Genomic DNA, 22774 nt, shown 5'->3' on the forward strand with positions numbered 1-22774 from the left:
CCGTTTTGGCCACCCAATCACGAAACTGGTTAATGGAACGTTCACCGGAATTGCCGCAACTTCGCCTACTTTTCGCCGAGGAGTTGCCGCAAAGGACAGCCTCCCACGGGAATTTCGAGTATCCGTAAGGCCTTAAGCCACAAAGCTGTTAACGATGATTAAGAATGTCTTAATCGCGACCATTTCATTCGCATCACTCAACCAATAGGATGTTTGCGGATGTAGCGGACAAGCCGCCGACGGGGCGCGGTTGCGTCCGCGTGGGGGCAAAGATCTGGTTTGGGCTTGCGGGGGCGTTTGCAAGACCAGCTGGACGCGTAAAAAAGTAAGAGGGCTCGACTGAACATGGCGAACAATCCCAAGAAGGTCAAAGATCCCACCGAAGTCGCGCTTTCCGCCATTCAGGAAGCGCTGAACATCAGTGACACCACTGTCGATCCCAATCGCAATTCGATCGGCAACAACGACCTTTCGCCATCAAGCATTTCGTCCACGCCCCCAGCCTATTCCGAAACCCCGTTCGATACGCGCGTTGATGCGCGTTCTGGCGGTGACCGCCAGGTCTTCGATCCGATCGAAGAGCCGCGCGCCCCGCGTCGCGCCGCCAATGATGACCGCGAAACCATCGGACAAATTCTCCAGGCAATCCAGAAGGGCCGCCCCGCCCGCGGCGTCTATACGCTCGCCACCGTGTTCGCCGGCGTCTGGATCGTCGGCTGCGCGCTGCTGACCGCCGCGTTCCTGCCTTCGCTGCAGGCCGCAATGGGACAGAGCGGCGGCGTGCTGGTGCTGGGTGGCCTCGCCGCGCTGTTCTTTGCGCCGGTTCTGCTGTTTTATTTCCTCGCGAGCCTTGCCTGGCGCGGCCAGGAAATGCGGATGATCGCGCAATCGATGGCGCAGGTCGCGATCCGCTTCTCAGAGCCCGAAGGTGCCGCCTCCGACTCGATGGTGACGGTCGGCCAGGCGATCCGCCGCGAAGTAGCTGCCATGGGCGACGGCGTCGAACGCGCGATCGCGCGCGCCGGCGAACTGGAGACGCTGGTGGCCAACGAGGTCGCGGCGCTGGAGCGTGCCTATTCCGACAACGAAGTGCGCATCCGCGCGCTGCTGCAGGACATCGCGCATCAGCGCGACAATCTGGTCGGCCAGGCCGAGCAGGTTCGCAGCGCCATTTCCGGCGTGCAGATCGACCTGCGCCACGACATCGCGCTGATCTCGGACGCGATCGCATCGCGCGTCGACGAAGTCGCCAAAAGCATCACCGGCGCGCTGGAAGAGCGCGGCGCCCACATCACCACCGCCTTGAGCCACGCCGGCGACAACATGATCCTCGCGCTCGGCGAGCGCGGCGGCGACCTGCTCGACCGCCTCGAGGAAGCCAGCGCCGAGACCACGCGCGCCGTGCTCGACGCCTCGGAACGGCTGACCACCAGCCTCAACTTCAAGACCGGCCACGTCCATGACGAGTTCGTCGATCTGGCCGATCGCGTCCACGAGATGCTGAACGAGCGCATCGACCGCATCACCGGCGAGTTCGAGCAGCGTTCCTCGACCATCGTCGACGGCATTTCCGACCGCACCGAACAGGTCCACGACTCCCTGAAGAATTCCAGCGACTCGCTCTTGCTCGAACTCGAGCTGCGCAGCGGCGATCTCGTCAGCAAGATCGACGAGGCCGGCAACCGCCTGGCAACCCGCATCATGACCTCCGGCGACAAGGCCAGCGACGCGCTCGACGTGACCGTGAACTCGCTGGTCGCCAAGGTCGTCAGCCAGACCGAGACCGCGCATGACAGCCTCTCGCTGCAGATGAGCGCGTTCGACGAACTGGTGAAGAACGAGGGCAGCGAACTGGTCGAGAAATTCGCCCGCGACTCCGGCACGCTCGGCGCCCTGATCACCCGTCACATCTCCGAATTCGACCGCACCGTCAAAACCTTCGGCGGCGAGATCGTCGACCGCATGGGCCAGCGGACGCAGGACATCGCCGAGAGCCTGAAGAACTATGTCGACACCTTCGACACCCGCCTGGTCTCCAACAGCGGCGAGATCACCGCCTCGCTCGATCAGCGCCTGCTGCAGTTCGAAACCACGCTGAGCACGCGCGTCAACCATCTCGACAACTCGCTCGACACCAAGATCAGGTCGTTCGACGAGACCGTCGACGGCCGCCTGAAAGCGCTGGAGCAGACCTTCGACACCCGCGCCAGGTCCGTCACGGAGACGATCGATGATCGCCTCGGCACACTGGCAAGTTCGCTGACCGACGGTGCCGCGCAGGCGATCCACTCGATCGACTCGCGTCTCACCGAACTCACCTCGTCGCTGACCGGAGGCACCACGCAGGCCATTCAGTCGATCGACTCGCGCCTCACCAACCTGACGACGTCGCTGACAACGGGCGCTGCGCAAGCCGTCGAAGCCATCGACCTGCGCCTCACCAACGTGACCACGTCGCTGACAACAGGCGCCGCGCAAGCTGTCGAAGCCATCGATCAGCGCCTCTCCACCGTGACCACGTCGCTGACAACGGGCGCCGCGCAAGCCGTCGAAGCCATCGACCTGCGCCTCGCCACCGTGACCACGTCGCTGGCCGTCGGCACCGCGCAGGCGGTCGAAGCCGTCGACCAACGCCTCACCAACGTGACCCAGACCATCGATGGCCGCAGCGCGCACCTGACCGACACCATCGCGGCGCGGTTCCTGGACATCCACCAGGGCGTCGAAACCCGGGTCGGCGCCATCGCCACCGACATCGACATGCGCGTCGCCCAGTTCGAAGATTTGCTCGGCTCGCGCGTCGAAGCCGTGGCAGGCCGTATCGAAAGCAGCGGCCGCCAGGCCAGCGACGATCTCATGGCGCGCGCCGAACTGTTGTCCTCGGGCATCAGGTCGCATGTCGAGGACGCCGAGCGCTCGCTCACCAACCTCGTGGTCAACACCTCTGAGACCATCCAGACCGGCGCGCGCACCGCGCAGCAGGCGCTGCTCACGGTTTCGTCCGATGTCGGCGCCCAGCTGAGGCTGACATCGGCCGAGGTCGAAAGCTCCCTCACCGCCGTCGGCACCGGGGCCGCGAACTCGATCCTCTCCAGCGCCCGCGAGGCCCAGACCTCGCTGGTCTCGGCTTCCAGCGAAGCGGCGTCCCAGATCAAATTGCTGGCCGAAGACGTCGAGCGCACGCTCTCGGCCGCCGGCAACGCCACCGCTGCGTCGGTGCTTTCCGGCGCCCGCGAAGCCCAGACCACGCTGGTTACGGCGTCTGCGGACGCGGCAAGCCAGGTCAAGTCGCTCGCCGCCGACGTCGAACGTGCCCTGTCGGCCGCCGGAAGCGCCACTGCCGAAGCCGTCACGACCGGCGCCCGCGAAGCCCAGAGCACCTTGATCGCCGCCTCCACGGAGGCCACCAATCAGGTCAAGTCGCTGGCCGCCGACGTGGAGCGCTCGCTGTCGATCGCCGGCACCGCCACCGCCGAATCGATTACCGCCGGCGCCCGCGAGGCGCAGAGCACGCTGGTCAACGCGTCCACGGATGCGGCGAACCAGGTCAAGTCGCTCGCCGCCGACGTCCAGCGCTCGCTGTCGATCGCCGGCACCGCCACCGCCGAATCGATTACCGCCGGTGCCCGCGACGCCCAGAACACCCTCATCAACGCGTCCGCGGATGCAGCCAGCCATGTCAAGTCGCTCGCTGCCGACGTCGAACGCTCGCTGTCGGCCGCCGGTACCGCCACGGCCGAGGCCATCACGTCAGGTGCACGCGAAGCCCAGAACACCCTCGTCACCGTTTCCGCGGATACAACCAGCCAGGTCAAGTCCCTCACGGCCGATGTCGAGCGTTCGCTGTCTGCCGCCGGCACTGCCACGGCCGAGTCCATCACATCGGGTGCACGCGAAGCCCAGAACGCCCTCCTCACCGCATCGACGGATGTCGCGACCAAGGTCGCGTCGCTGGCAGCCGACATGCAACGTTCGCTCTCGATGGCAGGCAATGCCACCGCCGAGTCGATCACATCAGGCGCCCGTGAAGCGCAGAGCGCGCTCACGACCGCGTCGACGGAAGCCGCCGACCACGTCAAGTCGCTGGCCATCGATGTCGAACGCACGCTGAGCGCGGTCGGGGCCGGCACCGCCGCCGCGATCCTCGGCACCGCGCGCGAAGCGCAGAGCTCGTTCGCCGCGACCTCGGCCGACGCCGCAAGCCAGATCAAGGCGATCGCCAGCGACATCGAGCGTTCGCTCGCTGCGGTCACCGCCACCACCACCGACAACATCCAGACCACGGCGCAGACCGCGCAGAACGCGATCCAGGCCAGCGCGCAGAACGCACAGAGTGCGCTCGTCGCCGCGTCGAACGAAGTCAGCTCCAAGGTCAAGACGACCTCGGCCGACATCGAGCGCTCGGTGCTGTCGGCCAGCAGCAATTTCGGCTCGACGATGACCGGCAAGACCGACGAAATCGTCACCTACGTTCAGCAGCAGACCGATCGTCTGGCGCAGATCGTGGACAGCCGCCGTGGTTCGCTGGTCGAGGCGCTCAGCGCCAAGACCACCCAGCTCACGACCGAGCTCGACCGCGTCACCGCCGACTCGCTGAAGTCGATCGAGACCAGGGGCCAGGCGTTCTCGCAATCGATGGCGACCCATGGCTCGGAAGTCGCCCGCACGATCACCACCGCGGGCGATATGGCAACCGGCGCGGTGGCCAAGTCGCTGAAGGATCTCGAACAGTCGTCGCGTTCGGCCATTGACCAGTCGCGTCAGGTTTCGATCGCGGCCGTCACCGAAATGCAGGAGACCAGCAAGATCCTGCGCACCGACACCGTCGCGCTGTTCGAGCGGTTGCGTGAGGGCAACATCCTGCTGCAGGAAGTGCTGACCGGCGCTCACGACAACCTCAACTCGCTGGAGCGCGCCTTGGTAACCCGCGTGGCCGACTTCGTGTCCGCCATGAACGACGTCACCTCGCGCAACGGCGTTGCGACCCAGACCCTGGAAGACCAGCTCACCACCTTCAACGCCAAGACCTCGAAGGCGCTGGAGGATCTCGGCTCGCTGTCGAGCGAGTTCGAAACCCACGGCAAGGCGCTGGTCGATGCCGCCACGGCGGTCGAACAGGCCAACCGCACCACCACGACGTCTGTCGCCGAACGCAAATCGCAACTTGAATCGCTGGTGACCACCATCGATCTGCGCACCACCGACCTCGATCAGCGGCTGTCGCGCTTCACCGGCTTGCTGGATGAATCGCTTGCCGCCGCCGAGGAACGCGCCCGCGACATCGCCCGCGTGGTGGCGGAAACCGCCGGCGCCGGTTCTGCCGCGATCAGCCGTCAGTTCGAAGCGGTTCGTGTCGCAGCCGAAAACGAGCGGCACCAGACCATCGACGCCATGAACGAACTGTACCAGCAGAGCAACGCCGAAACGGACGCGATGTTCAAGCAGTCGACCGAGAAGTTCGGCGCCATGGTGGTGGCCATGAAGCAGATGGCCTCCGAGATGCATCATGAGCTCGAGGCGACCCGCAACGAACTGCGCCGTGGCGTGCTCGAAATGCCGCAGGAAGCCGCCGACAACACCGCGCAGATGCGCAAGGTGATCGTCGACCAGATCGAGGCGCTGGCCGAACTCAACCGGATCGTCGCCCATCACGGCCGCGGCCTCGACGTCATGACGACGAGCCGCGCCAGCGTGCAACGCCAGGAAGAACCCGTGATGGCAGCAGCCGCTGGCGGCGCCCGCAATGACGTGCGCGTGCGCGACACCGGCAGCGCGTCGAACCTGCCGCCGCCGGATCTCGGCATGCCGGCGACGCGCCGCACCGAGGCCCCGCCGGTCAGCCCGGCGAGCAACCAGGATGGCGGCCGCGACGGATGGCTGTCCGACCTGCTCAGCCGCACCGACGCCGGTGGTCCGAGCGGACGCGAGGCTCCCCGCCCGCGCGCGCCGCAGGCCCCTGCCAATCCGCTGGAATCGCTGTCGCTCGACATCGGCCGGCTGATGGATCGCAATCTCGCGGCCGAGATGTGGGATCGCTATCAGCGCGGCGAGAGCAAGGCCTTCACCAAGCGGCTCTACACGCCAGCCGGCCAGAAGGCGTTCGATGAGGTCGCCCGCAAATACCGCGCCGACCGTGCCTTCAAGCAGACGGTCGATCGCTACATCGCCGAGTTCGAACGCCTGCTCGACGAGGTTGCCCGCGAGGATCGCGGTCCGCAGGCGCTGCGCGGCCATCTGACCTCGGAGACCGGCCTCGTCTACACCCTGCTCGCGCATGCGGCGGGACGGCTGGGGTAACGGTTCGGCCCAAGCATACGGGATAAAAAAACGGAGGCCTCGCGGCCTCCGTTTTGTTTTGAGCGGAGATAAGCTGATGGCCCTCTCCGCTCGTCATTGCCTGCGACAAACGCGAAGCGTTTGCGCAAGGGAGCGAAGCGACGAAGCAATCCACTATCCGGTCTGCCGCGAGATGGATTGCTTCGCTTCGCTCGCAATGACGACGCTCACGGCGATATAGCGATCTACAATTACTGCCGCTTCTGCCCACTCGGCGCTGCTGCCGCGGCGGGCGGCCTTGGCGCGGCCGGTCTGGCCGGCGGCGGTGCTGCCGCGGGCTCGGCCGGCGCGGCGTTGTTGCCGCCGCCGAAGATCACCCGGCTCGGATTGCGGTCGAAATTGTTCACGGCACGGCTGATGTCGGCGAGCGTCCGGCGGCCATCGGAAATCAGCGCACCCGTGCGCTTGTCGAGATCGTCAGCCAGTTCCTTGATCGACTTCACCATCAGGTTCAACTCGCCGCCGTTGGCACCGCCCGCGATGGTGTTGAGGCCGAGCATGAGATTGTCGGCCTTGAGCATCACGCCGTCGACCTTGAGCATGACGTTGTCGATCTTCTCGGAGTTGCGCGCCAATGCACCCGTGAACGTCTCGAGGTTCCGGAGCGAGTTCTTCACCGACTCCTGGTTGTCGGCGACGATCCGGTTGACGTTTTGCAACGTGGCGCGGATCGACTCCGTGACGTCCTGCAGCGCGGCCGGATCGGCGGTCAAAACCGGAACGCCGTCCTCGTCCAGCGGCACGGGAGGCGCCCCCTCCTCGCCGCCCTTGAGCGAGATCGCAGCCACGCCGGTCAGCCCCTGGAATTCGAGGCCGACCAGGGTGTCCTTGCGGATCGGGGCGTTGTTCTCGACCATCGCCAATGCGACGACGCGACGCGGGTTGTCCAGCTTCACGCGGACAACTTCTCCTACCCGGATACCGTTAAAATTGACGCTGCCGCCATTGCGCAGGCCGGTCGCCGGGCCTTCGAAAATCACCCGCAGCGGACTGCGCGCCTTGGTGGTGTGCAGACTCTGGAACCAGAGTACGAATCCGAACGCCGCCGCGATCACCGCCAGGGTGAAGGCACCGATCAGGACGTAGTTCGCCCGCGTTTCCATAACTCGAATTACTCCGGTACTAGGGCTCGGTTCTGATCAGAACCAGGCGCCCGATTTTATCCTTTTGACGCGTTTTCTTCACGCGAAACGGTACCCGCCTCGCTCGAAAACGCTCTAGCCCATCACAGCGCGGGCGCGTTTGCCGTGAAAATATTGCTGCAGCCATGGATGCTGCGAGGCCTGCATGTCGGCGATTGATCCTGCTGCAATGATCTTACCGTTCCCTAAAACGGCGATACGGTCGCAAGCCGTGTAAAGGCTGTCGAGGTCGTGGGTTACCATGAAAACGGTCAGCCCCAAAGTACGCTGCAGGGTGCGGACCAGCTCGTCGAAATCGCCGGCGCCGATCGGGTCGAGGCCCGAGGTCGGCTCGTCCAGGAACACCAGTTCCGGATCGAGCGCGAGCGCGCGCGCCAGCGCCACGCGCTTGATCATGCCGCCGGAAAGCTCGGACGGAAACCTGTCCGCGACTTCGGGCTTCAGGCCCACCATGCCGAGCTTGGCCACCATGACCTCGTCGAGCAGGCGCTGCGAGAGGTTGAGATATTCGCGCACCGGGAACTGGATGTTTTGCCGCACGGTAAGCGAGGAAAACAGCGCGCCTTGCTGGAACAGCACGCCCCAACGCCGTTCGACACCGCGCCGCTCCGCCGTATTGGCCTTGTCGAGATCGACGCCGAACACTTCGATGCGGCCGGCGACCTTGGGGACGAGGCCGATGATGGTGCGCGTCAGCACGGATTTGCCCGCACCCGACGGACCGACAAAGCCCAGGATCTCGCCGCGCTTCACGTCGAGATTGAGCCCGTCGAGAATCCGCGTCTTGCCGAACTGCACGGTGATGTCGCGGACCCGGATGATGGCGTCGGAAATCTCGCCCACCATGGTCACATTCCGATCGATGCGAAGAAGATGGCGAACACGCCATCCATGACGATGACCAGGAAAATTCCCTTCACCACCGACGACGTGGTGTGTTGTCCGAGCGATTCGGCGCTGCCCTGCACCGCAAGCCCCTCGACACAGGCCACGATGCCGATCACCGCGGCCATGACCGGCGCCTTGATGAGCCCGACGATGAAATGATTGATCGAGATCGCGTCGCGCAGCCGCAGCAGGAAGGCTTCTGGTTCGACGCCGCCATAGAGATACGCCACGAGGCCGCCGCCATAGAGTGCGGCCATCGCGCCGAGGAAAGCCAAAATCGGCAACGCCATTACCAGCGCCAGCATGCGCGGCAGGATCAGGACCTCGATCGGATCGAAACCCATGGTGCGTAGTGCGTCGATCTCCTCGCGCATTTTCATCGAGCCGAGTTCGGCGGTGTAGGCTGAGCCCGAACGCCCCGCCACCATGATCGCCACCAGCAGCACGCCGATCTCGCGCAGCACCAGCACGCCGAGCATGTCGACCACGAAAATATCGGCCCCGAACTGACGGAAATGGAAAATGCCTTGCTGTGCGATGATGCAACCGATCAGGAACGTGATCAGCACCACGATCGGCACCGCGCGCCAGCACACCTGCTCCAGATGATGCACGGTGGAGGTCAGGCGGAAACCGCGGGGACGAATCAGGACATGGCCGGCCGCTGCCAGCACCGCGCCGAGCATCTCGATCAATCCGACCAGAGTGCCGCCGATGCCGGCGACGCTGCGGCCGATCTGCTCCAGCATGCCCGTGATCGTCACTGAACGGGTCTGAACGGCAGGTTCGGCTTTGACCCGGCGCACCTCGTCGACGAGGCTGGAATAGTTCGCCGACAGGCCGGCGATCTTGGCCTCGATTCCGCCATCGGTCAGGCTGCGGCGCAGCCGTTCGATCAGCCAGGCGCCGAACGTATCGAGTTTCGACACCTGCGAGACGTCGATGAAGATGTTGGGGCGGCTGCCACGAAGCTTCTCGGCATCGGCCACCATTTTCTCGAGCACCGGGGCAAAGCGGGCCGTCCACGAACCGGCAGCGCACAGCGCAAGCCCGTTACCCTGGGCTATCCGCTCCAGTGTCGGGTCTGCGCTCACGATGCCCGCCCCCTGGCCCGCCCGCTAATGATGCAAAAGGTATGGTCCGGCACGCCGCATTGCCTTGTAGAATCTGTCCCTAACCAGCCATAGTTGGTTGCGGCGAGCAAGCGCGCGGTTCAGAAATTGCCAGATTTTAAAATGACTTCCGGCCGATCCCAGGAATTTGCCCGACAGCTTGTCGCCCGTATCGAGCGCTGGCCGATCGCCGGCTCGTTCACCATCAGCCGGGGGGCCAAGACGGAAGCGGTTACCGTCGTGGCCGAAGTCAGCCATGGCGGCCATACCGGGCGCGGCGAATGCGTTCCCTATCCCCGCTATGGCGAAACTGCGGAAACGACCCTGGCTGCCCTTCAGGCGATGCAGGAACCGCTGTCCAGGGGATTGGACCGAACCGCCCTGCAGGCCGCGATGCCAGCAGGCGCCGCCCGTAACGCGCTGGATTGCGCGCTGTTGGACCTTGAGGCCAAAAGCAGGAACCAGCGCGCCTGGACCCTGCTCGGCCGGCCGGCGCCGCGAGCCTGCACCACCGCCTTCACGATTTCGCTGGGAACGCCGCAGGCGATGGCGGCAGCCACCGCCAAGGCCGCGCGCCGCCCGCTGCTCAAGATCAAGCTCGGCGGCGACGGCGACGAGAAGCGGATCGCGGCCGTCCGCAAGGCCGCCCCCGAATCCGAGTTGATCGTGGACGCCAACGAGGCCTGGACCTCGGACAATCTCGAGCGGAACTTGCACGCCTGCGCCGAACTCGGCGTGACGCTGGTCGAGCAACCGCTTGCGGCCGCCAATGATGCCGCGCTGGCGCGCATCAAGCGACCCATTGTGGTGTGCGCCGACGAAAGCGTGCATGACCGCGCCTCGCTCAGCGGCCTTCGCGAACGCTATGACGCCGTCAACATCAAGCTCGACAAGACAGGCGGACTGACAGAAGCGCTTGATATGGCGGATGCCGCGCACGCACTCGTCTTCGAAATCATGATCGGCTGCATGGTTGCCACCTCGCTCGCGATGGCCCCTGCAATGCTGCTAGCGCAACACGCGCGCTTCGTCGATCTCGACGGCCCGCTGTTGCTGGCGCGCGACCGCGAGGACGGGCTGCGCTACGAAGGCAGCCTGGTCTATCCGCCGGAAGCCGCGCTCTGGGGCTGACGCGGTAGATTCTATTTTGACGCGTTTGCTAGCGCGAACCGGTGTCCACTTCGCTTGAAAACGCTGCCAGCCGGTGCCGCGCCAGCCACATCACGATCGCGGCCAGCAGTGCCATCGCCGCCATCACGTAATAGACCCGCTGCCCATAGCCCGCATAGACCAATCCCGACACGACGGACGCCGTGCCGCTGACGATGCCGCCGCAGGCCGCGAGATAGCCCTGCCCGCGCGCCATCACATGGCCGGGCACGTGACGCACCAGCAGTCCCATGACGCCGACCTGCGTCAGTCCATAGGTCAGGCCATGCGCGAGCTGTACCAACGACAACACCACGACCGAGGGCTCCTGCGCGGTGATCAGCCAGCGCGCCACCGCGCTGAGCGCGCCGATCACCACCAGCAGCGCCGGCGCCAGCGTGAAACGCGGCGAGAGCGCGAACACCACGATCTCGGCGAGCACGCCCAGCACCCACAGGCCGGCGATGGTCAGCCCGTCCAGGCCGGACGCCTGCCAGGTGATGGAAGCAAAGGCGTAATAGGCGGCGTGGCTGCCCTGGATAAGGGCGGCTGCGACGATGATGGCGAGGAAACCGGGATCTCGCAGCAAGGCGCTCGCGCCAAGCACCGCGGTCGCCTGCGGTTTTGGCCGGTCCAGCGGCTGCAGCCCGAGGCTCGCGACAGCGCCGAGCGCCGCCACCGCCGCAATGACCCAGATCAGCTGGCTAGCCGCAATGAAATCGACCAGCAGGCCGCAGATCAATGCGCCCACGACGAAGGCGGCCGAACCCCACAGCCTTAGCGGTCCGTAATTCAGGCCATAGCGCGCCACCCCGCCGAGCGCATAGGCATCCGTCAGCGGCACCATCGGGGTCCACAGGCAGCAGGTCACGGCATAAGCGAGCAGCACCGCGAGCGGCAGATATTGCGTGCCGATCACCGCAAAGCCGAGCGCGGTGGCGGTCGCGGTGACGATCAGGACCGCGCGCAGCGAATAGCGCCGCCCGGCGGCACCGGTCACGAACGGCAGCACGGTAAATCGCGTCACCGCAGGAACCGCGGAAATGATTCCGATCCAGGAGGCGTCGATGCCGACCGACTTCAGCCACAGCGTGAAAAACGGCAGATGGGTGCCCATCGTCCCGAACGTCGCGCCGTAGAACAGCGCCAGCCGCGCCGCGAATCGCTTCGATGCAACTTGAGATGCGGTGGGGATTTGTGATTCGCTTGGCATCAATTCAATTGCGATTCGCCCGATATCGTGTTGTTTCGTTATCGCAACGCGCGGTGATTTGCGCGAAGAGTTTAGCATGGCCGACGAAGCATTCGCCCTTTCGCCGATCTCAGCACGCGCCGCGCTGCCGGGCGAGGAAGACTATGCTGCGATCAGCGAAGCCTTCATGGAGACTTCGCGGGGCCGCTGGTTTCTCGGCGAGTACGCCAAGCGCAACCGCAACGCCGACACCAGCATGGTGCTCGATGCGGTGGCGCGGATCGAGCAAAGCCTTGCCGCGCAGAAGGAAGAGAGCCTTGCCATCCAGCGCGAGGCTGCCAACGCACAGCGCGAAGCTGCCAACGCACAGCGAGCGGCGGCGGACGCCGTCGCGGACAATAGCCTCGCCGAGGCCAAATTAGTCGAGGCCTTGATTGCGATTCGCGGGGCGCTGGAAGCGGCGCAGACCTCGGCGATGGGGGCGATCGATGGGCTGGCGCTGAACGAGAAGCTGGCGCCGGTGCGCAAGGGCGCGCGGGTGATTCGCGAAATCGCCTGGCGCTTGCGGGAAATCGGCAATGACAGCCGAATCTGCGACCTGATCGATTCGCAGGTGGAGGTCATCGAGAAGGGCGCCGAGCAAATCTCCTCCGACGAGGCCAAGGTGGCGCTGGAGGCCGCGTTCGCCTCGCTTGCCGGACGGATCGCAGAATTCGGTGATGAAGAGACAGCCGCGCCGGTTGCCGAGGCGGCGGTTGCCGAGACACCAATTGCTGAGGCGTATGTTGCCGCGCTCACGCCGGTGGCGCAGGATGAAACCCCGGCGGTCGCCGCGATCATCGAGGAAGCGCCCGCCTCGGAAGCCCAGGCAGCAACCAGTTCCTTTTCGACCGACGCTGTAGCTCCGGCCGCTGAAGACATGGTCGCTGAAACCATGGTCGCTGAAGCTATGGTCGCTGAAGCTATGGTCGTCGAAGCTGTGGTCTCCCAGGCCGACGCCGCGCTGGAGGAAGTCGAAACCGCCGGGATTGAACTCACCGCCGAGGCTGCCGACGCCCATGACGAGGCGGTCCTCGACATGATCGCGATGGAGATGGGCGCGCCCGATCCCATCGACGACGATGAGTTCGTCGAACCGGAGATCGAGCAAGCCCACGTCGCAATGCCCATGGTTGAGGAAACCCGGCTTGCGGAACCGATTATTGAGGAGGCTCGGATTATCGAGCCGCTTCCGGCCCCGCCCGAAATCATCGCTGCATTGCCCGAGCCGATGATGTCCGCACCGGTCGCGCCGCCGGTTCAACCACCGCCTCAGCCCGTTGCCGCAGCCATGCCGGAACCGGCGCTGGAAGTCTCGCTCGGCTCATCGATCATCGCCAGCGGCATCGTGCGCAGACCTGTCGCGGCCAATGATCCGCTGGCCCCGATCCGGCGCATGAGCCAGGCCGAGAAGATCGCGTTCTTCTCATGAAGCCGACCTCCACGGCTCACGAAATCGAACAGTGACCAAGGTCACGTACAGCACCCACGCCCCAAACTAGCCTGTCCGCCGGACATCTCGCCTTGAGATTGGATGGAGGACACCCATGCCAGGGTTCAAATCATTGGCGCTTTGCGCCGGTCTGTTGGGCAGCCTGCTGAGCTTGGCGCACACCGGCACCGCTTTCGCCGAGGCCGTGAACGCCGCCATCAGCGAAGGCGTTCGATCGCTGCCGGCCGAGCAGCGGGTCGCCCTCGTGATCGGCAACGCGAACTACCAGATCGCGCCGCGGCTCGCCAATCCGAGCAACGATGCGCGATCGGTAGCGCAGCTCCTCAACACGGCGGGCTTTGACGTCACGACGGCGACCGATCTGACGCGCAGCGACATGCTCAAGGCGGTGGAGGATTTTATCGACCGGGTTTCCAATCGCGGACCCAATGCCGTCGCCATGATCTATTATGCCGGGCACGGCGTGCAGCTCGAGGGCGAGAACTACCTGCTGCCGATCGATGCGCGAATTTCCAAGCTGTCGGATCTCGACAGCAATTCGCTGCGTCTGGTCGACCTGATGGGAACGCTGGAAACCATCTCGAGCCGGATGCGGATCGTCGTGCTCGACGCCTGCCGCAACAATCCCTTTCCCGACGTCGACGATTCCGGGCGCGGCCTTGCAATGGTCGATGCGCCGGCCGGCTCGATCGTCGGATATTCGACGGCGCCGGGCATGGTAGCCCATGATGGCGATGGCAATCACAGCCCCTATACGTCGGCGTTCCTGAACATCGCGCGCCAACCCAATCTGCCGATCGAGCAATTGTTCAAGCGCGTTCGTCTCGAAGTGAACAACGCCACCGGCGGCCGGCAGACGCCGTGGGAAAGCTCGTCGCTGACCAACGACTTCTATTTCTTCGGCGATACGGCTGTTGCGGCAACCCGCGCGCCCGAGCGCGGCCCGGTGGTCCAGATGGCGTCGAACCTGCCTTCGCGTTCGGTGCGTCAGGCCTATGATTACGTCCTGTCGGAAGGTTCGCCCGAACATTATGAAGAATTCATTCAGCTGTATCCGTCCGACCCGCTGTCCGATCGCGTTCGCGTGCTGCTTGGCAACTACCGGCAGTCATATGCGTGGCACAAGGCGGTGCTCACGAACACATCTGGCGGCTACAGGTCGTTCCGCGACCGCTTCCCCGACAGTCCGTATGCGCGCACCGCATTGAGGCTGCAATCGCAGCCCAGACACGTTCCGCTGATGCAGTTCAACCGCATGACGAAGCACGCGGGCTACCATGGACATGGCTTTTCGCACGGCCATCGTGCGCCATCCCTGGCCTCATCGGCAAAGGGAATGAATGCGTCCGCCTCGATGCACGGCCACAGGCCGGGCAGGTTCACCCACACTTCCTCAAGGATGAACGGCCACGCGCATGCCAATCACATGCATGGCAAGAGCCGATTCCACGACCACAGCAGATCCCATCGGATGAGCGACAATCGGCACCATTACTCCAGGCACCACTACGCCAGCCATCGCCACTCTTCTCACTCGCACCATTCGTACGGCGGGCGCTCGTATGCTCACTCGCGGCATTCGTTCGGTGGTGGCCGCTCATTCGGCGGCGGCGGTTCGTTTGGCGGTGGCCGCTCGTTTGGTGGCGGCGGATTCAGGCGCTGATCGCACGATCATGCAACAAGGCCCCGGTCGATGCCGGGGCCTTTCGCTGAAGAGTTCAGAGCGCCGATCAGTAGCGCGCGGTGACCACGGTCGGCAGCGGGCTGAAATGATAGTTCACGCCGATTTTGACGAGGTGCAGATCCTGGGTCAGCTTGCTGCCCTGAAAAGCTCCGCCGCCGGTACCGACAAGCACGCCCGGGATGTTGAAATTCACGGTGCCGGTGGCCGTGACCTGTTGTGCGAACATCTTGATGTAGTCGTATTCCGCCTTGATCGACCAGTTGTTGCCCAGCGCGTATTCACCGCCGGCGCCCACCACCACGCCGGTATGCACGGCCTTCGCGGATACATTAGCCCCGATACCGCCCGGACCCGGGACGGCAACCGAGGCGAAGCTGAAATTGTGCTTCTCCTGTGCGATCGCAAGGCCGCCCTTGCCGTAGAACATCAGGCGGTCGCCAACGACGAAGCCGGCACGGGCGGTTGCGAGCGCGAGCCAGTCGATCTTGCTGTCATAGTTGAGGGTCTGGGTGACACCGGGAGCGGCAAGCGCAATCGTCTGGCTTCCCTTGATATCCGTGCCCAGCAACTCGCCTTCGACACCGAACACGAAGCGCCCGGCTTGCGCATTAACGCCGACGGTGCCGCCAGCCAGCCAGCCCTTCATGTCATACTGCGGCAGGTTGGTCACAGGAGCGACGGCCTGTCCAAGGTCCGGCCATTGCTTGCGGCCGAAACCATAGCCCGCCTGCGCACCGATATAGGCGCCCGACCAGTTGGTGCCCGGCGCGGCGGGCACCGGCGCGTAGGACGGGTCCTTTGCAACGCCGCCGAAGCGATAATTGACGCCGACCTTGACGACATGGATCGCTTCTTCGATCTGCGCATCGGCCCTGAACGGAGCGGTGAGCCCGGCCTGCGTCGCGGTGCCCCTCAACGTGGTCGTCGTGGTGTCCAGATGGATGTAGTTGTACTCGCCCTTGACCGACCAGTTGCCGCCCAGCGCGTACTCGGCGCCGAAGCCGACCATCGGCGCATAGCGAATCTCGTTGCCGCCGGCGGTAGCCGTTCCGGCCTGGCCAAATCCGGTCGCGGAAGCATCCATCGAATGACGCTCGTGCGCCACGGTGATGCCACCCTTGGCAAAAACGAACCAGCGATCGGCCGCAAGGCCCGCGCGCCCTGCAATGGTCACGAGACCGTCGATCTTCGATCTGGCGGTTTGGGAACTGGTGATGCCAAGCGCCGCGCTGCCGACGCTGACAAACTGCGAACCGCTGATATCGGCCCATGAACCGTCGAGTTCGAGGCCGAACACGAAGCTGGAAATCTGCTTGTTGATGCCGACCTGACCGCCGGCGAGGAATCCGCGCGCGACGAAATCAGCGTTGCGCGCGTCCCAATCCTTCATGCCGCCGCCATAGCCGGCGTGCACACCGAGATAGACGCCGGACCAATCGTAAGCCGCGGCCACGATCGGCGCGGCCTTCACCGGCATGTCGGCCGCCAGGGCGGTTGCAAACGGGATCATCGCGCCGAGCGCCGTCGCGGTGATCCACAGACCGCTCTTCCGGATATTCATTCCAAGCCCCACAAGGTTCGTTCAACTGTTCCTCAGTGGGAACAATTTACCTTCGTTTGGGGAACTCGCGTGTACCTGCGGTGCAACACTACCACAGCAATGGGTTGGACTCCGGCCCGGCCACCGGTTGGACTAATGCGCAAGCACTCGGGAATCACGGGATTTGGCGGTTCTCGCTACCGGGCCGGGCTGAGCCGTCGCGACCTGCGGCGTCCTGCCGCACCCAGTCAGGCGACCAGCTTGGCGAACAGGTCGGCGTCAACATTGCCACCGGAGAGAACGATGACGACGTTCTTGCCGCGTACATCGATCCGGCCGGCCAGCAAGGCGGCGAGGCCGACGGCGCCGCCGGGTTCGACCACCAGCTTCAGTTCCCGATAGGCATACGCCACCGCCGCCCCGACCTCCGCGTCGGAGGCAACCACGCCCTGGGCCAGCAGCTTGCTGTTGATCGAGAACGTCATCACGCCGGGGATCGCGGCCATCAGCGCGTCGCAGATGGTGCGATCGGCCGCATGATGGGCTTCGCGATGGCCAGCGCGCAGCGAGAGGCCGTGATCGTCATAGCCCTCGGGTTCGGCGACAATCAGCGTCGATTGCGGAAAGCGCGCCTTGATGGCCGTCGCAACGCCCGCGATCAGCCCGCCGCCGGAGGCCGGCGCCACCACGATGTCGGGCGTCAGGCCGAGCGCGGTCATATCCTCCGCGATCTCGCGGCCCGCCGTGCCCTGCCCCGCGATCACGAAGGGATCGTCATAGGGACGCACCAGGGTCGCGCCGCGCTTGCTCGCGATGTCCCTGGAGATCGCCTCGCGATCTTCCTTGTCGCGGTCATAGAGCACGACTTCGGCGCCATAGCCCTTGGTGCGCTCGCGCTTGGTCAGCGGCGAGTCCTTGGGCATCACGATGGTCGCCTGCATGTTGAGGATCTGCGCCGCCGCCGCCACGCCCTGGGCGTGGTTGCCGGACGAGAACGCGACCACACCACCGCCGCGTTCGGCCTGCGGGATCGAGGCGAGCTTGTTGAAGGCGCCGCGGAACTTGAAAGAACCGGTCCGCTGCAGCATCTCCGGCTTGAGAAAGACCTTGGTTCCGACGCGTTCGTTGAGAACCGGGAACGACAGCAGCGGCGTTCGCACCGCAAAGGGCGCAACCACCCGCGCCGCCGCATCGATATCTGCGGCACCAATCGGTACCATCGAGGCTTGATCCGTCATGACCACTTTGTATCGCGTCCGTGGATGGGCGGGCAAGACGCAATCCGGTGAAGTCAGGCGGCGAAATGCGGGTCTTCCACAAACTCGACCACCTCGCCTTCGGGCCCCAAGGCCCGGACATTGAGCGCATGGTCGACAAAAACCCGCGCCGAGGCCTGCCAGGTGTGGCCGGCGGCGAACTCCACGCAGGCCTGCCGCGGGATCTGCAGCGCCTCCAGGCAGGCGGTACGCAAATCCTCGCTGAGGACGCCGACCGGCGCCGCACCGATCACGTCGCGGGGACCGGTGACCGGAAACGCGGCAACAGGCACGCCGCTGGCGAGCGCTTCCAGCAGCACCAGGCCAAAGGTGTCGGTCTTGCTGGGGAACACGAAGATGTCGGCGGCCGCATAAATCTCCGCCAGTTCCTCGCCGTGCCGGGAGCCCAGGAACACGGCATCCGGATACTTCCGCTCCAGCGCCGCACGGGCCGGGCCATCGCCGACAACAAGCTTGGTACCGGGCAGATCGAGGTCGAGGAATGCCTCGAGGTTCTTTTCGACCGCGACGCGGCCGACACTGAGGAACACCGGCTGCGGCAGACAGAGGTCGGCGGTGCGCGGATGAAACAGCGAGGTGTCGACGCCGCGCGACCACAGCACCACATTGCGAAATCCGCGCTGGCGCAATTCAGCTGCCAGCGCCGGTGTTGCCGCCATCACCGCCTGGCTCGGCCGGTGAAACCAGCGCAGCGCGCGCCAGACCCATTTTTCCGGAATCGGCGAGCGCGCCGAGACGTATTCCGGAAAGCGCGTGTGGAAGCTCGTGGTGAACGGCAGCCCGTGCTTGCGGCAATAGCGTCGAACCAGCAAGCCGATCGGACCTTCGGTCGCGATGTGAATGCTGTCGGGCTTGGCCGCTTCGATCAGCGCCGCGATCTTCGCCGGGTAAGGCAGCGCGAGCTGCAAATCCGGATAGCTCGGCATCGCAAAGGTGCGAAACGATTGCGGCGTCAGGAAGCTGACATCGACGCCGAAGCCTTTGGCGGCCTCCGCCATCATGGTCAGCGTCCGCACCACCCCGTTAACCTGGGGATGCCACGCATCGGTCGCGACCAGGATATGCGTCATGCGGCGCGCGCCGCGACGCGGGGAACCGGCGCCAGCCGGCGCTGCGGATCAGCCCAGGTGATGATTTCGAACCGGCCGTCCTCGTGCTCGACCAGCGCGGTGCAGCTTTCGACCCAGTCGCCGCAGTTCATGTAGCGGATGCCGTGCTCGTCACGGATGGTGGCGTAGTGGATATGGCCGCAGATCACGCCATCGGCGCCATGACGCCGCGCTTCGCCGGCCAGGGTCTTTTCGAACGCGCCGATATAATTCACCGCGTTCTTGACCTTCAGCTTCGCCCATTGCGACAGCGACCAATAGGGCACGCCGAACATGCGCCGGAAGAAGTTGACCAGCCGATTCATCTGAATGGCGAAATCATAGGCCTTGTCGCCGAGATGGGCGAGCCAGCGCGCGTTCTGCACCACGAGATCGAAGATGTCGCCGTGGATCACGAGATAGCGCTTGCCGTCGGCGCCCTCATGAATGGTGTTTTCCACCACGTCGATGCCGCCGAAATGGGTGCCGTAATAGTTGCGCAGGAACTCGTCGTGATTGCCCGGCACGTAGACGACCTTGGCGCCCTTGCGCGCCTTGCGCAGCATTTTCTGCACGAAGTCGTTGTGCGATTGCGGCCAGTACCAGTTGGACTTCAGCGCCCAGCCGTCGACGATATCGCCGACGAGATAGATGGTGTCGGCGTCGTGGCTTTTGAGGAAGTCCAGCAACCGGTCGGCTTGCGAGCCGCGGGCTCCGAGATGGACGTCGGAGATAAACAAAGTGCGAAAGCGCCGCTCCGGGCTCTCTTCACTCGAGGAGTCACTACCCATGCCGTGCACCTAACAGATCCCTGTGACAGGGCGATGACAACCGACGCGACTGATAGCCCCACGCGAATCGATGACGCGCCCCTGCAAAAGCGGATAGCAGCGCGATGCGACAGGGAAACGACGGCAAGTCACGTGGATTTACGGTCATCGCCCGGATGCGTACAATCGGATCGCCTATTTGGTTCGTCGTCCCGGCGAACGCCGGGACCCATACGCCGCGGCGGATGTTGTTTGCAGAAGGTCTCTAACGCCAGCGCTCCAATTGATGGGCCGCGGCGTATGGGTCCCGGCTCAAGGCCGGGACGACAGCGAATGTGTGGCCGCATGTCGCCCTATTAGATGCACGTCCGCATTCTCGCGGCGCATCGCGCCCGAGCTTTGCCAGAAATTTCCTTGCCCCCGAAAATGAGGGCGCAGGGAAGACCGGGTGCGCGCTGCACCCGCGGTCCCGTGTGCGGTTAGCACTAAGTAGGCTGCACACGAGCATACAGGGCAGCGGGGAACACCCGGCCTTCCCTGCGCAATGGCTTTACGGCTTATGCCGTGCTCTCCCCGGAGAGGAGTTCTTGGTTGACTCCGTCGCTATCGTTTCCGCTCACGCTTCTCCGACAGCTTGACGCCGGCGACGGGTGCCAGGACCACACGGTTTTGCCGTACGCCCGTCCGCGCCATCGTCTCAGCGCAAACCAGCGTCCACCGCAACCCGTCCAACGTCCGTGACGACGGCCGACGCCCTCTAAGTGGGACGGGATGGCCAAACATATGCACTTGATTTTACTTCCGGTAAACAGAAATATTTTTTATTCTGGGGCTTGACATGATTTCCGAAAATCGGAACTGATTTGCCCGTCGCGCCAATTTGCCGCGCTCTCTCCGTTCCCTCTCCCCTTGCGGGAGAGGGTTAGGGAGAGGGGTGGCGTCATCGGGACTGCCCGAGTGAACCCCTCTCCCCCGCCCTCCCCCGCAAGGGGGGAGGGAGCCGACCGTTCGTGTGGCATGTAGCCCGGATGAGCAACGCGATATCCGGGTCTTGTGTCGCATCCCCGCCGCATATCGCATCCGCTCATGCGGGCGACTTGTCGGCAGCGGCTGCTGCTGTCACACTTCCTCCAGATCCTGCGGCAATGACCGCGCAAACCGGCATGCAGGACGAGAGAGGAAACGATGAAGTTCGTAGCGAGCCTGTCCGCCGCGCTGCTGGTGCTGCTGACGGCGCAGGCGGCATCGGCGCAGTCCAGCTATCCGAGCAAGCCGGTGAAGATCCTGGTGGGCTTCACGCCCGGCACCGCACCGGACCTTGCGGCGCGCATTCTGGCCGAACGGTTTGCCGAGGTCTGGGGCACGCCGTTCGTGGTCGAGAACCTGCAAGGCGCCGGCAGCAACATCGCCACCGAACGCGTCGCCAAGGCAGCCGCCGACGGCACCACGCTGCTGATGGGCGGCAACTCGGCGCTCGTCATCAATCCGAGCCTGTATGACAAGCTGCCGTTCGACCCGGTCAAGGATTTTGCGCCGATCTCGCAGGTGTTCATCGCGGCGAACGTGCTCGCCGTTCCGCCCGAGGTGCCGGTCAAGACGGTGGCCGAACTGGTTGATCTCGCCAAGGCGCAGCCCGGCAAACTCTCCTATGGCCATGCCGGCGTCGGCACGTCGCAGCATCTCGGCGCCGAACTGTTCAAATACATGGCGCATGTCGACATCGCGTCGGTCCCCTATCGTGGCACCACGGCGCTGATGCCCGACCTGCTCGCCAACCGCATCGCGATGTCGTTCGCCAATATCGTGAACGTGGTGCCGCTGGCGAAGGAAGGCAAATTACGCGCGCTGGCCATCACCTCGGTCAAGCGCTCGGCGCTGGCGCCCGACCTGCCGACGATGGCGGAATCCGGATTTCCCGGTTTCGAGGCGGTGCCGTGGTTCGGCCTGCTCGCGCCGGCAGGCACGCCACAGGACGTTATCGACAAGCTGCACGGCGAAACCGTCAAGGCGCTGGCGCTGCCGGAGGTGCGCAGGAAATTCGACGAACTCGGGCTTGAGATGGTCGGCAATACGCCGGCGGAGTTTGCGGCCGTCATCAGGAAGGAGACGCCCGAATGGGCAAAAGTGATCAAGGACGCCGGCATCAAGCTCGGCAACTAGGTTAAACTGCAAGCGCGCGGACTGCACCTGCCGCTACCCCATCCGCTCAACCGCACCTGAGGAAACCGCCATGGCCAATTGCATCGTTGTCGTTCAGTTCGACCTGCCGAAGCGAACCGAGGAACAGGCAATCACGGGCGGCACGTCGAGCGCGCCGACCTACCGCGGCCTCTCCACAAAAGGTTTGATCCGCAAGGACTACCTGAACGGCGAAACCGGTACCGGCGGCGTCTATCTCTGGGACAGCCGCCAATCGGCGGAAGCCTGGTTCACGGAGGAACGCGTGGCGGAATTGACCAAACGCTTCGGGGCGCGCCCTCGCCTGACCTGGTACGACACCCACGTGACGGTCGATAATTTGAAGGACGAGACACGCGTCAACGGCAATGCGATCGAGGCCGTGGCCTGACGATAGCTGTTGCGTCGGTGCGCGTGATTGGATCGCGCGCACCGCGTTACGCGCGCGGAAGATTCTACGTCCCGCGCGTCGCCGCCGAAGAGTAGCGCTTGCTGCGCTTGCCTTCGTTGGGCACGAACTGGGCAAACACTTCCCGGACGCGGTCGGCCGGCGTCGCATCCTGCGTGAAGCGCGGCTCGGTGAGGGTTTCCACCGCTCGGGGTGCGTAGATGGCGCTTTGATAGAGCGACCCGTCGAAGCGTGAATCGCTCTCGCTGTCGCGCAGGCAAGCATCGGAAACAAACAACAATACGAACAGTGCCGATCCTACGACGTAAAAATACTGAAAAATGGGCATCGCTTTTCGCGCCTCCTTTTGCAGGAGGATGCACGTGCGCGATAAAGACCGGGTTTAACATCGCCCGGTTTTTGCCGGAGCGGTTGTTCGCCACTTATCAATTTGCGTAAAATTTTATCGATCGTCGTCGGCGCGCGTCGGGGGCAGATGCGGGAAGCCCGAGGCTTGGACATTGCTCGCCCTTCGTCG

General features: G+C 64.6%; 15 protein-coding genes. 6 read left to right on the plus strand and 9 right to left on the minus strand.

All coding sequences use genetic code 11. The annotated features are described in order from the left end of the window. Positions 1-345 precede the first annotated feature (345 nt). Positions 346-6297: an apolipoprotein A-IV repeat region-like domain-containing protein gene (locus JQ641_RS26970; RefSeq protein WP_211998911.1), complete on the plus strand. Its 5952-nt coding sequence runs from the start codon at positions 346-348 to the stop codon at positions 6295-6297. A 230-nt stretch (positions 6298-6527) separates the two neighbouring features. Here the strand turns inward: JQ641_RS26970 and JQ641_RS26975 are convergent, their stop codons facing one another. The 3 genes from JQ641_RS26975 to JQ641_RS26985 form a co-directional block, all read right to left on the minus strand. Continuing rightward, positions 6528-7439 carry an MlaD family protein gene (locus JQ641_RS26975; protein WP_211998912.1) on the minus strand — a complete coding sequence of 304 codons (912 nt, stop codon included), beginning with the start codon at positions 7437-7439 and terminating at the stop codon, positions 6528-6530. A 114-nt stretch (positions 7440-7553) separates the two neighbouring features. Beyond that, a complete protein-coding gene (locus tag JQ641_RS26980) occupies positions 7554-8324 on the minus strand; it encodes an ABC transporter ATP-binding protein (protein ID WP_211998913.1) in 771 nt (256 codons plus the stop codon). Positions 8325-8326: 2 nt separating this feature from the next. Further along, complete coding sequence (locus JQ641_RS26985; protein ID WP_211998914.1) at positions 8327-9460, minus strand: MlaE family ABC transporter permease; 1134 nt, start codon at positions 9458-9460, stop codon at positions 8327-8329. 141 nt (positions 9461-9601) lie between these two features. Between JQ641_RS26985 and dgcA the strand changes: the two genes are divergently transcribed. Next, positions 9602-10609 (plus strand): N-acetyl-D-Glu racemase DgcA, encoded by a 1008-nt coding sequence (dgcA, locus tag JQ641_RS26990; RefSeq protein ID WP_211998915.1) that lies wholly within the window; start codon positions 9602-9604, stop codon positions 10607-10609. A 28-nt stretch (positions 10610-10637) separates the two neighbouring features. Here dgcA and JQ641_RS26995 read toward each other — a convergent pair whose 3' ends face one another. Then, positions 10638-11840, minus strand: coding sequence for an MFS transporter (locus tag JQ641_RS26995; RefSeq protein WP_211998916.1), 1203 nt, complete (start codon positions 11838-11840; stop codon positions 10638-10640). Between the two features lie 76 nt (positions 11841-11916). On the opposite strand from JQ641_RS26995, the gene JQ641_RS27000 reads away from it, so the two are divergent. Both JQ641_RS27000 and JQ641_RS27005 read left to right on the plus strand, forming a co-directional pair. Then, entirely contained in the window at positions 11917-13290 is a 1374-nt protein-coding gene (locus tag JQ641_RS27000) for a hypothetical protein (RefSeq protein WP_211998917.1), read from the plus strand. 115 nt (positions 13291-13405) lie between these two features. Next, complete coding sequence (locus JQ641_RS27005; RefSeq protein WP_211998918.1) at positions 13406-14974, plus strand: caspase family protein; 1569 nt, start codon at positions 13406-13408, stop codon at positions 14972-14974. A 67-nt stretch (positions 14975-15041) separates the two neighbouring features. Here the strand turns inward: JQ641_RS27005 and JQ641_RS27010 are convergent, their stop codons facing one another. The 4 genes from JQ641_RS27010 to JQ641_RS27025 form a co-directional block, all read right to left on the minus strand. Next, on the minus strand, positions 15042-16556 hold the full coding sequence (locus JQ641_RS27010; protein WP_211998919.1) for an outer membrane protein: 1515 nt from the start codon (positions 16554-16556) through the stop codon (positions 15042-15044). A gap of 227 nt (positions 16557-16783) precedes the next feature. After that, on the minus strand, positions 16784-17773 hold the full coding sequence (locus JQ641_RS27015; RefSeq protein ID WP_192737750.1) for a threonine ammonia-lyase: 990 nt from the start codon (positions 17771-17773) through the stop codon (positions 16784-16786). A 53-nt stretch (positions 17774-17826) separates the two neighbouring features. Then, entirely contained in the window at positions 17827-18882 is a 1056-nt protein-coding gene (locus JQ641_RS27020) for a glycosyltransferase family 4 protein (protein WP_211998920.1), read from the minus strand. After that, on the minus strand, positions 18879-19691 hold the full coding sequence (locus JQ641_RS27025; protein WP_192737752.1) for a UDP-2,3-diacylglucosamine diphosphatase: 813 nt from the start codon (positions 19689-19691) through the stop codon (positions 18879-18881). Before JQ641_RS27025 ends, JQ641_RS27020 begins: the two co-directional genes overlap by 4 nt. 1164 nt (positions 19692-20855) lie before the next feature. Between JQ641_RS27025 and JQ641_RS27030 the strand changes: the two genes are divergently transcribed. Both JQ641_RS27030 and JQ641_RS27035 read left to right on the plus strand, forming a co-directional pair. Next, on the plus strand, positions 20856-21830 hold the full coding sequence (locus JQ641_RS27030) for a Bug family tripartite tricarboxylate transporter substrate binding protein (RefSeq protein WP_211998921.1): 975 nt from the start codon (positions 20856-20858) through the stop codon (positions 21828-21830). A 70-nt stretch (positions 21831-21900) separates the two neighbouring features. Beyond that, on the plus strand, positions 21901-22239 hold the full coding sequence (locus JQ641_RS27035) for a monooxygenase (RefSeq protein ID WP_211998922.1): 339 nt from the start codon (positions 21901-21903) through the stop codon (positions 22237-22239). A gap of 64 nt (positions 22240-22303) precedes the next feature. Here JQ641_RS27035 and JQ641_RS27040 read toward each other — a convergent pair whose 3' ends face one another. Then, a complete protein-coding gene (locus JQ641_RS27040) occupies positions 22304-22585 on the minus strand; it encodes a hypothetical protein (protein WP_211998923.1) in 282 nt (93 codons plus the stop codon). Positions 22586-22774 lie beyond the last annotated feature (189 nt).

This window comes from Bradyrhizobium sp. JYMT SZCCT0180 (assembly GCF_018130165.1).
Taxonomy (GTDB): Bacteria; Pseudomonadota; Alphaproteobacteria; order Rhizobiales; family Xanthobacteraceae; genus Bradyrhizobium.